This is a genomic window from Bacillus sp. FSL K6-6540, assembly GCF_038007545.1.
The window spans coordinates 295994-311633 of sequence record NZ_JBBOXH010000002.1 but is presented as its reverse complement, the minus strand read 5'-3'; the positions used below and the strand labels follow the sequence as shown (position 1 = coordinate 311633).

The following is a 15640-nucleotide window of genomic DNA, read 5'->3' as shown; positions in this document are numbered from 1 at the left end:
AATGTCCAATAGCCTTTTTGTTTAGATTTCTTCTTTGTTTAGTAAACCTTCCATAAATGGAACGAGCTGATCGCGAAGCTCTTTATCCTGCATCGCAAATTCTAGAGTTGTTGTGATAAAGCCGAGCTTTTCACCAACATCATAACGCTTGCCTTCAAAGTCGTAAGCAAACACTCTTTGAATTTCATTCAGTTTTTGAATGGCGTCTGTGAGCTGAATTTCTCCGCCGGCGCCAACCTGCTGCTCTTCTAAATACATGAAGATCTCAGGCGTGAATACGTAACGGCCTAAGATGGCAAGATTAGAAGGTGCTGTGCCTTTAGGCGGTTTTTCAACGAAGTTTTTCACCTGATAACGGCGGCCTTCACTTGTCAGCGGGTCAATAATGCCGTAGCGGTGTGTTTCTTCTTCAGGCACCTGCTGAACACCGATAATAGAAGAAAGTGTTTTTTCATATTCATCCATTAATTGGCGCAACCCTGGTGTTTCAGCCTGAACAATATCGTCTCCAAGCAGTACCGCAAACGGCTCATCGCCGATAAAGTTGCGCGCGCACCAGACAGCATGTCCGAGACCTTTAGGTTCTTTTTGGCGGATATAGTGAATGTCAGCCAGGTTAGAAGCCTTTTTCACTTTTTCAAGCAGCTCAGTTTTTCCTTTTTCTTCTAGGTTTCTTTCAAGCTCAGGAGAGTAATCAAAATGATCCTCAATCGCACGCTTGCTTTTTCCTGTTACGATAATAATATCTTCAATACCGGCTTCAACAGCTTCTTCAATTATGTATTGAATGGTAGGTTTATCAACGATAGGAAGCATTTCTTTCGGCATTGCTTTCGTAGCCGGCAAGAATCTCGTTCCGAGACCTGCGGCAGGGATTATGGCTTTACGTACTTTTTTCAATTTCAAAGCACCTTCCTTAAGAACAGATTTAGGGTCACTCTTTTGAATGCTGAGTATTTAAAATGTTTGAGTTTCTTTTCTCATCAATACCCTATTTTCATTCTGTTAAACACATTTAATCATATAAGAAAAACCAATATTAAACAAGAGTCAATTCAGTGACTTTGGGGTCGAGGAAATACAAAAAAATATCATTAATTGATAGATATAACAGTTTCACCTGATCCGGTATTTCAAGAAATATAACAGCTTCTTCATCTCTAGAGCCTGCTCAGCAAAAGTGATATAATGTAGTTCTGAAAATGTGACTGTACGAATTTATTCGAAAGGTAATAAATAGATGATGACAATTAAGGTTTCTACTCCAAAATTAGCATTTGTTTGTCAAGAGCTGAATGCTGCAAAAAAGTTTAGTATCAATACGATCGATTGGAATTATCCAATGGAAATTGTCACTTTACATCATGAGCCCAATGGGCCTTCTTCTTTTAAAGATACTGCTGTTATTAATATGTACAGCTACTTTAAAGGTTCTGAACCTCAGAAAGATAAAATCAAGCATCCGATTGAACAAGAAGGTTTAACATATATTCAAGAACCAAATAAGCCAATTTATCGTTATTACAATAATGGACGTTATATCAAATATCAAAGGTTTACAGCATCAGGAGAACTTGCTGTCATTGATTACTTTAATGAAAGCAGGCAAAGGTTTAAAAGGGAAGAATATGATTTGTCTGGATATGTACACAGCTTAATGTACATGGATCTGGACACTAACAAACCGAAGCAGCATCTTTATTTAAGGGCAGATGGCACTTGTTATATGACAAAATGGTATAAGAATGATGGAACAACTGAAAAAATTGTCATTTTTGACGAAAAAGAGAATATAGTCAGTGTATTGTATTCAGAAAATGAACTTTCCCGTTATTTTCTGATCCGCTTGATAAAGGAAGCGGATTATTTATTTATGACTTCTGAAGTTGAGTTATATACTACATTAAAATCTCTTTCAGTTGAATATTCTTCCATGTATCTAGGTTTTATAGAGACGAATGAGATGTTGGAAAACCCTGAAAAGGAAATAGGCCACCTTGATGCTTTCGTGGTTCCTTCCTTGAAGAGATATCATGACATAATTAAAAATACGGGGCCTCGCACAAATATTTATTACGTTTCTGAAGAGCCGTTTACCCGCAAGCGTTTTGTGGACAAACTAATAGATCAGGTGCCATTTAATAATCAATTGAAGGATATGAATGTTGAGCTGTTAATGGCAGAATGGCAATCAAAATCCGATTTATATTTGTCAGCCAAGGTTGAATTTAAAGGCTGCATTCCTCCCCATTCTGTGGGCCGCCATAAAATGTATTGGAAGTTAAAAAATAAAAAGAGCGGCACTGAAAGCACGTTTAACGCAAAAGTAAACAGCGAGGAAGAACTAATATTTACCGTAAGCGGTACACTTCGTGTTCACTCTGTATTAGATCAGTTGTCCACCATTGAATTGTATCTCTGTTCCGAGTGGGATAATAGCTTCTTTGCATCAGGTGTGCGAATAAACTATTCAAAGGAAATTCCATTATCAGAACAAAGTATTTCAGGCTGGCAAGTTACTTTAGAAAAAGAAAATAATTATTTGCGTGTTCAGACTGCCGAGGGATTTCGGAGAAAATTAATGAAACGGCTGTTTGTGAAAAAATAGCAGACAAGGTTTTACCAGAAGAAGGAGCTTGAAGATGAGAAGGATCTTTTCACTAATATATGAAATAGACATTGAAAAAGGCGGCATTACAAGCTCTATGATGTCAAGATCTTTTACATTTGCGGAGCGCGGCCATAAAATCGATTTGGTTACACTTGATTATAAAGACAATTATGATCAGATTGAGCAAGTGCTGAAGAGCGCTGGAAGGCTGCATGCTGATGTAAATATCCTCAATATTTATGATGACTATAAAAATCAGCATAAGCATATAAAAATTGGGGAAGCGCAACAAAGTTACTATGATCAAAATTGTAATCGCTTTGAAGAACCATATGCTGCGCATCATAATGAGGAAAAATTAGAAACGGAATACTTCAAGAATGGCTTATATATAAAAAAGAAAAAATGGGATGAGTCGGATAATCTTTTATATGTAGATCATTTCAATGAAAATATGCAAATGACAAAGCGAGAATTCTTTCATGGCGGTTATGTAAATAAAACTGTGATATTCGATACAAGAAGCGGAAAAATCAATCAAATTCACTACACAGCACCCGACGGTTTCTGTTATTTAACAGAATGGTACCATTTTAAAACAGGAGCCAGTCAAGGAGTTATGCTGTTTGGCCGTGATGAAAAGGAAGCTGTATTTTTCAAAAACAAGCACCAGTTTCATACACATTGGCTTGAAACGCTATGTGAGAAAGAAAAGGACCCTATTATCATCTGTGATGGAGTCGGAAGTGCTTCAAAAGTAAATGAAATGCGTGCAGGATTGGCAAAACGATTTTACTGTGTTCACTCAAATCATTTAGATTATCCTTATACGTTAGGCAGCAAAGTTCGAAACAATCATCAATATGCGATGGAGCATATTAAGGATTATGACGGGCTGATCGTATTAACGAATGAACAAAAAGAAGATATCATGAAGGATTTTGAGTCGAACAATAATATTTTTGTTATTCCTCATGCACCAAGAAGGCTTGAAAAATTACAAACGTATGAAAAAAAGAAAAACGAGTTTGTCATGGTGGCCAGATATCATGAGGAAAAAGGGATCGATAAGGTCATAAAAGCAATGGGAATCGTAAAAAAATCCCGGCCGGATATTGTCCTGAATATATATGGCAGCGGTCCTGGCCATAAGGAATACCAGCAATTGATCGATGATCTTAAGTTAGATAATGTACATTTAAAAGGGTATGTCGCAAATCCTGCTCCATTTTATCAGCAGGCACTTGCCACATTATTAACATCAAAATTTGAGGGGTTTAGTCTCGCGATTTGTGAATCGTTTTCGTGCGCAACCCCTGTTGTCAGTTTTGATGTGAAATACAGCCCGAGGGAGCTCATAAAAGAACACGAAACGGGAATGCTTGTAGAACCTGATAATATTGACATGCTTGCTGAAAGTATCATTTATTTGTACGACAACCCTGAGAGAGCCATTCAATACGGAAAAAACGCAAAGAACTTAATGGATACTGAATATAGTGAAGCCCGATTATTTGAAAGATGGGAAGAAGTATTTGAAATGACGAAATAGTGCTTTTTTATACTGTTTTTGTTCATTATATGAGCTTTTGTGAATGAAATAGAAGCGGATAAGGATAGAGGTGTCATGGTGAAAATTACTGCAGCAGTACCCACATACAACTCAGAACATTTTATCTCCCGCTGCCTGGATAGTATGGTTCAACAAACCATGCCGAATAATGAGTACGAAATTATTTGTGTAGATGATTGTTCTCAGGATGGCACGGTTTCAATATTAAAAAAGTACAGTGAACAGTATTCTAATATAACGGTTATAGAACGAGAAAAAAACTCGGGAGGGCCGGGAGAGCCGCGAAACCAGGCGATACGTGCTGCGAACGGTGAATACATTTTTTTTATTGATTCCGATGATTATGTAGGAATCGAAGCGTTTGAGAGAATGTATCAATTTGCAAAACAGCATGATTCAGATATTGTGCTTGGGAAAATGGTCGGTGTAAACGGCAGATCGGTCCCGCAAGCTATTTTTAAGGAAACGAAACCTGAGGCGGATCTTGTAAAATCTCCGCTTGTTTACTCAATAGGACCGACAAAACTTTTTAAAGTTTCACTGCTTAGAATGCATGACATATATTTCCCCTCTAATATACAGGCTACAGAGGATCAGGTATTTGTCATGCAGGCTTATTTAGAAGCGGACAAAATTTCTGTCTTGGCCGATTATGATTATTACTATGCTGTACAGCATGACGGCGAGCATATGACGTTTGCATACGTTGCGCCTCAAAGCTACTATGGCGCAATGAAGGTAATCATAGATATGATTCGTAATAGCCGTCTTTCACATAATCGCAAAATGAAGTTTATGGCGAAGTTTTTAAATCGTCATTTTGATTTTTCCAGAACAACGGACTTTACCGTAACAATCGAGGACGAACGGGAGCAGCAAACATGGATGACAGAGCTGCATCATTTTGTTGAACAAAATATACCACGGGAAATTGATAAGCTTGTTCATTCTCATACGCGGTTAAAATTACACTTTGTACGCCATAATGACCTAAAGGGCTTGAAGCAGTTTGAAGCTGATAAAGAAAATATGGCCCAATATACGTCAGTTAAAAATGGTCATATCATAGCAAACTATCCCAGCCTTATCTCATATCATTTGGCAGAGAATGAACGGATTGTTGATGACAGAAACAAAATCAGTCATTACGTGAGCGAATTTCAAATGAAGGACAACACTTTCACATTAAGAGGCTCGGTTACCCACACGGCTTTACAACCAGAGCATCAAGCTATGCAAACTTTATACGGCATTTGGGTGCACCGTGATAGAAAAACTGAAAAAATCATTTCTCCAGTGTATTCCAAGGACGGAGAATTTGAATTTCTCACGAAGTTTACTGATTTGGCTATTCATGAAGAAGATATTGGTGTTTGGGATTTCTTTATTGAATCGGGGATAGACGGCTATAAAAAACGCGTCCGAATTGGCAGCAGCAGAGAACCGTATCCTTATTCAAAACATGCTAAATATATTGGGAATAACGGGGAATATGCTTTCAGCGCACGGCCGTACTTTACTAAAACCTATGATAATTTGTCGGTGGATATCAGAAAGCAGGAAGTTCTGAAAGTCGAATTCAGAGATAATGATTCGGACCAGCATTTAACGTTCGTATTTCCTGGAAGCCAATTGTTTTTTCCGAAGCAATCTTTATTATTGCTCGAATGCAATAACCAAGAGTTTTTAATCCCAATAAAAAATCAAATCAGTTCAGCTGATGGGACAGTGATACAGGTTGATCGGAATCTCGTTCAGCAAAAGTTTGCTCCGGCTTATTTACAAAACACCAATATTGTTTTATCCATTAATTCTTATAAAACCACATTGGTTCCGAAAAAGGATGTCAGTGTGTACTTTTGCAGTAAAAATATTGAAAAAAAGCTATGGTGCTTTAAAATAAAGAAGAAAGTAGATCTATTTATACAATCGGACCAATCGAAATTCTATCTAACAGCCCGTTAAACAAAGAAACCAGGTGACAAATATGAAAAAACTAAAAGTTATGACCGTTTTCGGGACCAGGCCTGAAGCGATCAAGATGGCACCGCTTGTGCTTGAATTGAAAAAATATCCTGAAATAGATTCCTATGTAACGGTAACTGCACAGCACAGACAGATGCTCGATCAGGTGTTAGATGCGTTTCACATCAAGCCTGACTTCGATTTGAACATTATGAAGGAGCGGCAGACACTGGCAGAGATTACGTCTAACGCACTTGTAAAATTGGATGAGTTGTTTAAAGATATTAAACCCGATATTGTGCTTGTCCATGGTGATACAACGACGACGTTTGCCGGAAGCCTAGCCGCTTTTTACCATCAAATTGCTGTCGGTCATGTGGAGGCGGGGCTTCGTACAGGGAATAAGTATTCCCCGTTTCCGGAAGAGCTCAATCGACAGATGACAGGGGCGATTGCTGATTTGCATTTTGCTCCGACAGGCCAGGCGAAAGACAATTTATTAAAAGAAAACAAAAAGGCCGACTCTATTTTTGTAACGGGCAATACAGCGATTGACGCACTCAACACAACGGTTAGGGATGCTTACTCACATCCTGTTCTCGATCAGGTGGGTGAGGATAAAATGATTCTCTTGACCGCTCACCGCCGGGAAAATTTGGGTGAGCCAATGGAAAACATGTTCAAGGCCATCCGCAGAATTGTAGGGGAATTTGAAGATGTACAAGTCGTTTACCCTGTGCACCTGAATCCTGTTGTCCGGGAAGCGGCTCAGAAGCATTTTGGTGATTCTGACAGAGTGCATCTGATTGAACCTTTAGAGGTGATTGATTTCCATAACTTTGCAGCGAAATCGCATTTTATATTGACAGATTCGGGCGGCGTGCAGGAGGAAGCCCCATCTCTCGGGAAACCGGTGCTTGTTCTGCGTGATACGACGGAACGGCCTGAAGGAGTGGAAGCGGGAACGCTGAAACTTGCAGGGACGGATGAGGAAAACATTTATCAGCTGGCAAAACAGCTGTTAACTGATCATGATGAGTACAAGAAAATGTCCCAGGCTTCTAATCCGTATGGAGATGGAGAGGCTTCCCGCCGGATTGTGGAAGAATTGCTGTTTCATTATGGGTATCGGAAAGAACAACCGGATTCATTTACAGGCAAATAAAAAAGAAGCTTTGCACATTGTGCGAAGCTTCTTTTTTGTTTTACTTTTCGAGGCTTTCCTTCAGCTCTTTTGTAATATCTGAAAGGGCGCTTTCATCAGCTTGGTAGTAGTAAATTCCATTGATTTTCGTGCCTGTACCTTTTAGTTCGTGCTGTTTAATATGTTTCCGCGCACCTTTGTAATCGGACTGGATATCCCACATGTTATCGAAGGTCAAGTTCGTTTTCACATTATCTTCAACAACTTTAAACATATCTCCGAATTTCGTGATGGAAGAAATATTAGCGCCTTTATTAATAATACCTTGGATGACTTGGCGCTGGCGGTCCTGGCGTCCGAAGTCGCCTCTCGGATCTTCTTTTCTCATCCGGGTATAAGCGAGCGCTTCTTTTCCGTTCAGTGTGATTTCTCCTTTGCCGAACGAATAACCGTCATAGCTGAAGGCGAATGTGCTGTTAACAGTAATGCCGCCAAGTGTATCAACAACGTCTCTAAAGCTTTCCATGTTCACTTTTACAAAATAATCAACCGGAACATCGAGGAAGTTCTCGACCGTGTCAACCGTCATCTGCGTGCCGCCGAAAGCGTATGAATGGTTGATTTTATCCATTGTGCCTTTTCCGATAATTTTTGTATACGTGTCACGCGGAATGCTGACCATGTCGGTTGTATTCGTTTTTGGGTTAACAGTCATATAAATGAGCGTATCGGCACGGCCCTTATCGCCGTCGCGTTCATCCACACCCATGATTAAGACGGAAAAAGGATCTTTTTTATTGATACTGACCTCTTTATCCCTCTTTTTCGATTTATCAATGCTTTCATGAATACTTGCCACGGTTGATGCTGCTTTATGCCATAAGTAGTATGCATAGCCTCCAGTTCCGAGTACAAATACGGCCACAATGGCTAAAATGACAAGTAACGCCTTTCTTTTTTTCTTTCTTTTTTCAGCTCTCATAATAAAGTCCTCGCTTTTTTGTAATCTAGTACGATTATAAGTTTCTTAATATTTGAAAACAACTAAAATTTGTCTGATTCTTTACAATAGACGGCTCCTTGTAACAAATGTTTCGGTATTTTAAGAAAATCCGCAAAAATTTTTCGTTGTTTTGAAAGAAATCTTAAAATAAGCTTAAAATTGTCGATAAAAAGTGGAGAGGTGATATAGGAATGAAAAAAATTGCTATTTTAATGTTCTCAATGCTGCTTCTTTTGTCTGCGTGCGGCACAGCTCAGAACACATCAGGAGCAGAAACAAATTCAGACAGCCAGGATGCAGCTGCAGAAGAGACAGTAACGAAGGAAGGCACTTTTGCCGGTTTGGCGGACAGCCATACAATTGCAGTCACTATTGATGATAAAGAGACGTCGATTCAGGTTGGTTCAGACCTTCAGGACAAAATGAACAGCATTTCAGAAGGGCAAAAAGTTGTTGTCAAATATATAAAAGATTCAAATGGCGCTTTAATGCTTAAGGATCTTGAGACAAAGTAATAAAAAACTCTTAGGGGGTTCCATGTTTTGAAAAAAATGAAGCTCTTGCTTCTATCGTCAGTCACTGCGGCGGCTGTAGCATGTCCGGCGTTTATGCAGACTGCGAAAGCCGCAGATAAAACCATTTCGGTTAAGCTGAGTAATTATGTAGGCAGCAAATCAAGTTTGGATGTCGATATCACAGGCGGATATGAAATTTCCGGCTCAAGAATTGCGGATACGGAGCGATATGGAGGAGCAACCCGTTTTGATGTTGCCAATAATGTCGCCTCTGCCGGATGGACAAATCCAACGACTGTGGTCATTGTAAATCGGGACGCTTTTGCCGATGCGCTCTCAGCAACCCCGCTTGCCAAAAAGTACGATGCACCGATTTTATTAACAGACGCAGATTCGCTAACACCAAAAACAGAAAGCGAAATTGCAAAATTAAATCCTGACAATATTCTCATCATTGGCGGTACAATCAGTGTTTCTAAAAATGTAGAAAATACATTAAAAAAATATGGTTCTATCGATCGGATTGGCGGAGCAACCCGTTACGAGGTTTCTAAAAACATAGCCGATCGGATGGGGAATTACAGCCAGGCAGTAGTGGCCACAGGCATGGTCTTTACGGATGCACTGTCAATCGCGCCATATGCTGCAATGAACGGTTATCCGATTTTACTTGCGGGAGACAATAACATCCGCAGTGATTACAAAATTCCAAGCAAGGTTACAATTGTCGGCGGTCCGTTGAGTGTCAGCACTGGTGTGGAAGCTGCATTAAAAAAGAAGGCAACTGTGAAACGGATTGGCGGCGTTTCACGATATGAGGTATCTGCCAATATCGTTAAAGAATTAAATATGAAAGCAACAAAGGTATTTATGTCAAACGGCCAAACATTCGCGGATGCATTAACGGGATCTGTGCTTGCAGCAAAGCAGGGAAGCCCTTTACTGCTGGTTGAATCAGGAAGCCTGCCGTCACCAGTCGCTGATGTGGTAGCGTCAAAAGGGACTCAGTCATTTGCGCTGCTTGGAGGAAGCATCTCCATCAGTGATACGCTAAAGAACAAACTGGCAGATACTTTTGCAGGAACTGGATATACAGTCAAGTTAACCGGCGGAAACCTGGTGCTTTATAAAAACAGTACTGCAATCAAGACGCTTGGAACGTCTTTTACAGCACAGCCTAAAAAGTATGCAACTACAAATTCTATCAGTCTAAATGGAACGCCATATCTCGGAAACATGAAATTTACAATAGAGTCAGGCAAATATATTCGTCCGATCAATGTGAATATCCCCTTTGAAGATTATTTAAAGGGTGTTGTGCCTCATGAAATGCCGGCCAGCTGGCAGAAAGAAGCGCTTAAAGCCCAAGCTGTCGCAGCGAGAACTTATTCCATCAATTCGGCCGGAAAAGAAGTACAAGACACCACCGCTTTTCAGGTATATGGCGGATATGACTGGAATTCGAAAACTTCAGAAGTTGTTGAAGCTACAAAAGGAAAAGTTTTGAAATACAATGGAAATTTGATTTCAGCTACGTATTCCTCAAGCAACGGCGGCTATACAGAAGCGAGCGGTGAGGTGTGGAGCAGCCAGCTTCCTTATTTAATCGCCAAAAAAGATACGTACGACCCGCAAATCAGCTGGTCTCTGTCTTTAAATAAAACCCAGCTTGATAAGAGCAGTCTGAATCTGAAAAGCCCGGGTTCATGGTGGAGCTCTAAAAATGAAACAAACTCAGCATATTTGAGCGGTTTGAAAAGCTGGTTTATTAAAAATAAATACAGCAATGCTGAGTCTATCAAAATCACGAAAATATCCAGTGTGAAATTCAGCACGGAGAAAACTGCCGGTCAGCGGCCGGAAACAGCAAGCGTCACATTCTCATATTTCGTGAAAGAAAAATCAAATGGCTATATCCTGTCAAATGGAAGCCTCAGTGAAAAAACAGCAACAATTACTGTACCTGCAACAGAGCTGAGAACGATGCTTGGCGCTTCCAATATGAAGAGTACATATGCTTCTGTCTCAAGCAATACAAACGCCTTTCTCATTAGCGGTAAAGGATACGGACACGGCATAGGCATGAGTCAGTACGGAGCCAATGCCAGAGCAGCTGCCGGACAATCTTATACAACGATTTTAAGTTTTTACTATCCGGGAACAACTCTATCAAGCTATTAAAAGATTGTTAGAGTCCAAGGAGGCGAGATGCCTCCTTTGTTCGTTATTTGATTTATGAATCATTATGAATCTTTGGAGGGACTATCTTTGCGGATCTTTCTTAAAAGCATACCTATGCTGATACTAGGAGTCGTGTTATTTGTACCAAATGCGTTTGCGGCCAACTCTGTTACAAGGCTGGATGGAGCAAGCAGATATGAGGTTGCAGTAAATGTATCAAAACAAGGCTGGAGCAGTGCGGGCACGGTTGTTATAGCAAACGGAACAGCATATGCCGATGTATTAACTGCTGCACCTTTGGCTTACAAATACAATGCCCCGATTTTATTGACGGAATCATCTAAACTGACTGCGCCGACTAAAGACAGAATCAGCCAGCTTAAACCGAGCAAGGTCATCGTCATTGGCGGAACGATCAGTGTTTCTAACAACGTTGTAAGCGACATTAAAAAATTGGGTATTTCCAATGTGGAACGGATCGGCGGAAGAAGCCGCTATGAAGTTGCCCAAAATATTTCTAAAAAGTTATCTTCAAATTCAAAAGCGGTAATCGCAAATGGCACGGCATATGCTGACAGTCTGGCGATCGGTTCTTATGCTGCCCGTAATGGTATTCCAATTTTACTGACTACTGCAAGCTCCATTCCTGCACCAACGAAAAGTGCGATGAACAGCAAAGGGACATCATCGACTATTGTGGTCGGAGGAGAAATCAGTGTCTCTAAAAATGTTTACAGCCAGCTTCCTTCACCAACAAGAATCGGCGGAAACAGCCGTTTTGAAGTGGCTGCAAACATAGCGAAAAAATATTATTCTTCATCAAAAGCTGCATTTGTCAGCAATGGCTATCAATATGCAGATGCTTTAGCGGGTTCTGTGCTGGCGGCGAAGCAAAATCGCCCAATGCTATTTACTGACGCCGGTTCATTGCCGACTGCGACAAGAACAGTCATCGGATCAAATAGCAAGAATACCTTCACAGTTCTTGGGGGAACTATTTCAGTGACAACAAATGTCGTGAACCAGCTTAAAAATGTAATTGTAGGCAAAAAGGTATTTGTGGATGCAGGACACGGTGGTTATGACAGCGGCGCGGTAGGTAATGGTTTAAAAGAGAAAGATGTTAACCTTGCCGTTGCTAAGCTTGTAAACAGCAAACTTTCCAATGGTGGAGCCATTCCGATTATGGCCAGATCTACAGATGTTTTCTTAGAGCTTTCAGAGCGGGTTGCAAAAGCAAAAAGCAATAATGCAAACCTGTTTGTGAGTATTCATGCCAATTCAGCGAGCCCAGCAGCAACCGGTACTGAAACCTACTATTATACAAAATATGAGTCAGAAAACAGCAAACGGCTTGCGACAGAAATACAAAACAGACTCTATAAAGCACTCAATACTCAAAACCGCGGCGTGAAAATCGGGAATTTCCATGTCATCAGAGAATCAACGATGCCGAGCAGTTTAGCGGAGCTGGCGTTCATTTCAAATGCGAACGACGCAAGTAAGTTAAAGAGTGCTTTGTATCAAGAAAAAGCAGCTCAAGCAATATATGAAGGAATCATTGGATATTATTAGGGGATTAAATTAGTAGACATCAATAGCGGCTTGCCGGCAGAACCCATCAGGAATTGCCGGCAAGCTTTTTTATACGATAAAATGAGAAAAATTTTAAACCACATATGCTATGTAAAAGTTTAACAAAATTTAAGGTTAGGCCTATTCTTATTGACAGATGTTTTTGATATAATTATCAGGCAAAAATATAACCGATCCATTAGGGTAGTGAGGTAATCGATGAAAATAAGCATTGTTATCCCTGTATATAATTCAGAAGATCTTATTTCCGAATGTCTTGATAGCTTAGTTAACCAAACGATGCCAAAAGAGGATTATGAGATTATATGTGTCGATGATAAATCTACGGATTCATCTTTAGACATTTTGAATCGATATAAAAAGAAATATGACAATATTGTTGTTGTTGAAAGAACCGTAAATTCAGGCGGTCCAGGTGCACCGCGGAATGATGCAATAAAAATTGCCAAAGGTGAATACATCCTGTTTGTTGATTCCGATGACTATCTAGGCAATGAAGCATTGTTAAGATGGTACAATTTCTCAAAAGAGAATGATTCAGATATTACTTTAGGTAAGTTAAAAGGGATAAACGGCCGAGGTGTTCCCAAATCAATGTTTAAGGAAACAAATCCAGATGTTGATTTGGTTGATTCCAAAATTGTTTTCACATTGGGACCCCAAAAACTGTTTAAAGCCTCACTTTTAAAAGAAAATCAAATCATCTTCCCTACTCACATAAAAGCAGCGGAAGATCAAGTCTTCACAATGAACGCTTATTTAAAAGCAAAGAAGATTTCTGTTTCAGCTGACTATGATTATTACTATCTGGTCAAAAGAGACGGTGAGCATATGAGTGTCGCTTATGTTCCCCCAGAGAACTTTTATGGAGCAATGGAAGATATTATCTCTGCTATCAAGGCTAGTGATCTAGAAGAAGCAAGAAAAACGAAACTGATGGCAGTATTTTTAAACAGGCATTTCGATTTTTCGCGGACAAAAAATGTCACAATAAAAATGAAGACAGATGAAGAAAGAGCTGAATGGTTTAAATATTTGTCCTCATTTATTCATGCAGTACCTGAAGAGGCTGACCAATTTGTGCTTCCGCATATCAAATTGCGGCTGCTGTTTATTCGGAATAATGATTTGCAGGGGTTAACCCAGTATGAGCGTGAAGAACAAGACATTAAAAAGTTCTGTGTTGTAAATAATGGGGATTTAATTGCACGTTATCCGAGCTTAGAACGCTATCCAATTTCTGAAGAGTTATTAAAAGTAAATTATAAAAATAAGCTTGAACATTATCTGCAGAATATTGAATTTAGCGATCACAGCCTCAGCATTCAAGGAACCATTAAACACAAATTGTTGGATGATGAAACGAATCAAAATCAATCTCTGACAGGAATATTTGTTCATCGCGATACAAAGGCGGAAAAATATATCGCGCCGGCTAAGTATGAAAATTCAACATTTACATTTGAGTGCAAGTTTGATGAACTGGCATCTGCAGAAGAAGATTTAGGCGTTTGGGATTTCTTTATTGAATCGTCAATAGATGGCTATAAATTAAGGGCGAGAATCGGAAACAAGCGTGCTGCGTATAAGTATTCAACAAACACGATGTATTTAGGGCATAATGCGTTGTTTGTCTTCAGTGCAAGACCATATTTCACAATGAATTACGATAATCTTTCGATTGATATAAAGAAACATGCCTATACTGAAGCAGAACTTTCATATGAAACTGAATCAAAAGATTTATCATTTATTTTTAAAGATAAGCAGATCTGTTTGCCAAATCATTCAAAAATGATTGTGAATACCGGACAGTCTGAAATCTCATTACCGGTAAAACGTATAGACTTAGAGCCTAATTGCACAAAATTGACGGTAAACGTGCAGAGTTTGCTTGAACAGCTAGCTCATGTAAAGAAAGAGCGATTAATTGAATTTGCGATAAACACTTCTCAAAATAAAATAAGTGCAAAAGTGGATAACCAAGCAATTGTCTTGGACACAAGGAATGTGGAACGAAAATCCATGTTATTCTTTAGTAAAATGGTTGAGGTTCAATACAAGCTGTTAACCTCTAAATCAAAGTTTTATTTTCAATATTAAATGCTTCACAACGAAAAGAGACAAATCAGTAAAATGATTTGTCTCTTTTTTTAAACAATATGCTTAATTTTTAAAAAAAGTGTCTAAAACAATAAAAAGTTTACGGATAAATGTCAGAAAAAATAACAAATTCACACTTCTTAACATACCATTTACATCCAATTAACATCCGTCTGCTAAACTGACTGGCATAGGTCATCATAACATCCCAAACAAATCGTGAGGTGTGTGTCAGTGAGTGCAGAGAAAAGCATGAATGTGAGTCGTGAATTCTCAGTTCAGCAAATACATTCTTTTACATTATCTGAAAAGACGGCTCGTTATTTGGCAATAAAGCGCGTAATGGATATTTGGTTTGCGCTCATTGGGTTGGCGATTGCGCTGCCAATGATTGCGGTATTTTCAATATTGATTTGTTTGGAGACGCCGGGGCCTGCCATTTATACGCAGGAACGCGTAGGGAAAGGCGGGAAACCATTTAAGCTTTATAAGCTTCGTTCCATGAAAATAGATGCCGAGAAGTCTGGGGCGGTTTGGGCACAGAAGCAAGATCCGCGGGTGACAAGGATCGGAGCTTTTATCAGAAGAACGAGAATTGACGAGCTTCCTCAGCTGTTTAATGTGCTGAAAGGCGATATGAGTATGATTGGCCCTCGTCCGGAACGGCCCGTATTTACGGAAAAATTCCAGAATGAGATTCCAGGCTTTACACAGCGTCTGGCTGTTAAACCGGGATTGAGCGGCTGGGCTCAAGTGAACGGCGGTTACGATATGACGCCGAAGGAAAAGCTGATATTTGATTTATATTACATTCGCAATCTGACTTTCACTTTAGAATTAAAAATTATGTTAAAAACTTGTAAAGTAGTTTGGACGGGTGATGGTGCAAGATAAAACGGAATGCCATTATTCACCATCAATCTGAGCTTAAAAAGAAGTAGGGAATATG

Annotated in this window: 11 protein-coding genes; 9 read left to right on the top strand and 2 right to left on the bottom strand. The window is 39.6% G+C overall.

What is annotated here, in order from left to right; all coding sequences use genetic code 11:
* Positions 1-21: 21 nt before the first annotated feature.
* On the bottom strand, positions 22-900 hold the full coding sequence (gene galU, locus MHH82_RS33970) for a UTP--glucose-1-phosphate uridylyltransferase GalU (RefSeq protein WP_003227944.1): 879 nt from the start codon (positions 898-900) through the stop codon (positions 22-24).
* Positions 901-1240: 340 nt separating this feature from the next.
* Between galU and MHH82_RS33965 the strand changes: the two genes are divergently transcribed.
* The 4 genes from MHH82_RS33965 (at position 1241) to wecB (ending at position 7314) form a co-directional block, all read left to right on the top strand.
* Positions 1241-2608 (top strand): alpha-glucosyltransferase N-terminal domain-containing protein, encoded by a 1368-nt coding sequence (locus MHH82_RS33965; protein WP_069703631.1) that lies wholly within the window; start codon positions 1241-1243, stop codon positions 2606-2608.
* A 34-nt stretch (positions 2609-2642) separates the two neighbouring features.
* On the top strand, positions 2643-4163 hold the full coding sequence (locus tag MHH82_RS33960) for a glycosyltransferase (RefSeq protein WP_069703632.1): 1521 nt from the start codon (positions 2643-2645) through the stop codon (positions 4161-4163).
* 75 nt (positions 4164-4238) lie between these two features.
* Complete coding sequence (locus MHH82_RS33955) at positions 4239-6149, top strand: glycosyltransferase (protein ID WP_069703633.1); 1911 nt, start codon at positions 4239-4241, stop codon at positions 6147-6149.
* A gap of 22 nt (positions 6150-6171) precedes the next feature.
* The gene (wecB, locus tag MHH82_RS33950; protein ID WP_015483775.1) at positions 6172-7314 is read left to right on the top strand and encodes a non-hydrolyzing UDP-N-acetylglucosamine 2-epimerase; all 1143 of its coding nucleotides are present in this window, start codon (positions 6172-6174) and stop codon (positions 7312-7314) included.
* A 40-nt stretch (positions 7315-7354) separates the two neighbouring features.
* On the opposite strand, the gene tagU is transcribed toward wecB, so the two are convergent.
* Positions 7355-8275, bottom strand: a complete 921-nt coding sequence (tagU, locus tag MHH82_RS33945) for a polyisoprenyl-teichoic acid--peptidoglycan teichoic acid transferase TagU (RefSeq protein WP_015251104.1) — start codon at positions 8273-8275, stop codon at positions 7355-7357.
* A gap of 212 nt (positions 8276-8487) precedes the next feature.
* On the opposite strand from tagU, the gene MHH82_RS33940 reads away from it, so the two are divergent.
* From MHH82_RS33940 to MHH82_RS33920, 5 genes are all read left to right on the top strand, one after another.
* Positions 8488-8811, top strand: a complete 324-nt coding sequence (locus MHH82_RS33940) for a hypothetical protein (RefSeq protein WP_038829887.1) — start codon at positions 8488-8490, stop codon at positions 8809-8811.
* A gap of 27 nt (positions 8812-8838) precedes the next feature.
* A complete protein-coding gene (locus tag MHH82_RS33935; RefSeq protein WP_038829888.1) occupies positions 8839-10992 on the top strand; it encodes a SpoIID/LytB domain-containing protein in 2154 nt (717 codons plus the stop codon).
* An 87-nt stretch (positions 10993-11079) separates the two neighbouring features.
* On the top strand, positions 11080-12567 hold the full coding sequence (locus MHH82_RS33930) for an N-acetylmuramoyl-L-alanine amidase (protein ID WP_031315357.1): 1488 nt from the start codon (positions 11080-11082) through the stop codon (positions 12565-12567).
* 219 nt (positions 12568-12786) lie between these two features.
* Positions 12787-14691: a (poly)ribitol-phosphate teichoic acid beta-D-glucosyltransferase TarQ gene (gene tarQ, locus MHH82_RS33925; protein WP_038829889.1), complete on the top strand. Its 1905-nt coding sequence runs from the start codon at positions 12787-12789 to the stop codon at positions 14689-14691.
* A gap of 234 nt (positions 14692-14925) precedes the next feature.
* Positions 14926-15585 carry a sugar transferase gene (locus MHH82_RS33920; protein WP_003242561.1) on the top strand — a complete coding sequence of 220 codons (660 nt, stop codon included), beginning with the start codon at positions 14926-14928 and terminating at the stop codon, positions 15583-15585.
* The last annotated feature ends 55 nt before the right edge of the window (positions 15586-15640 follow it).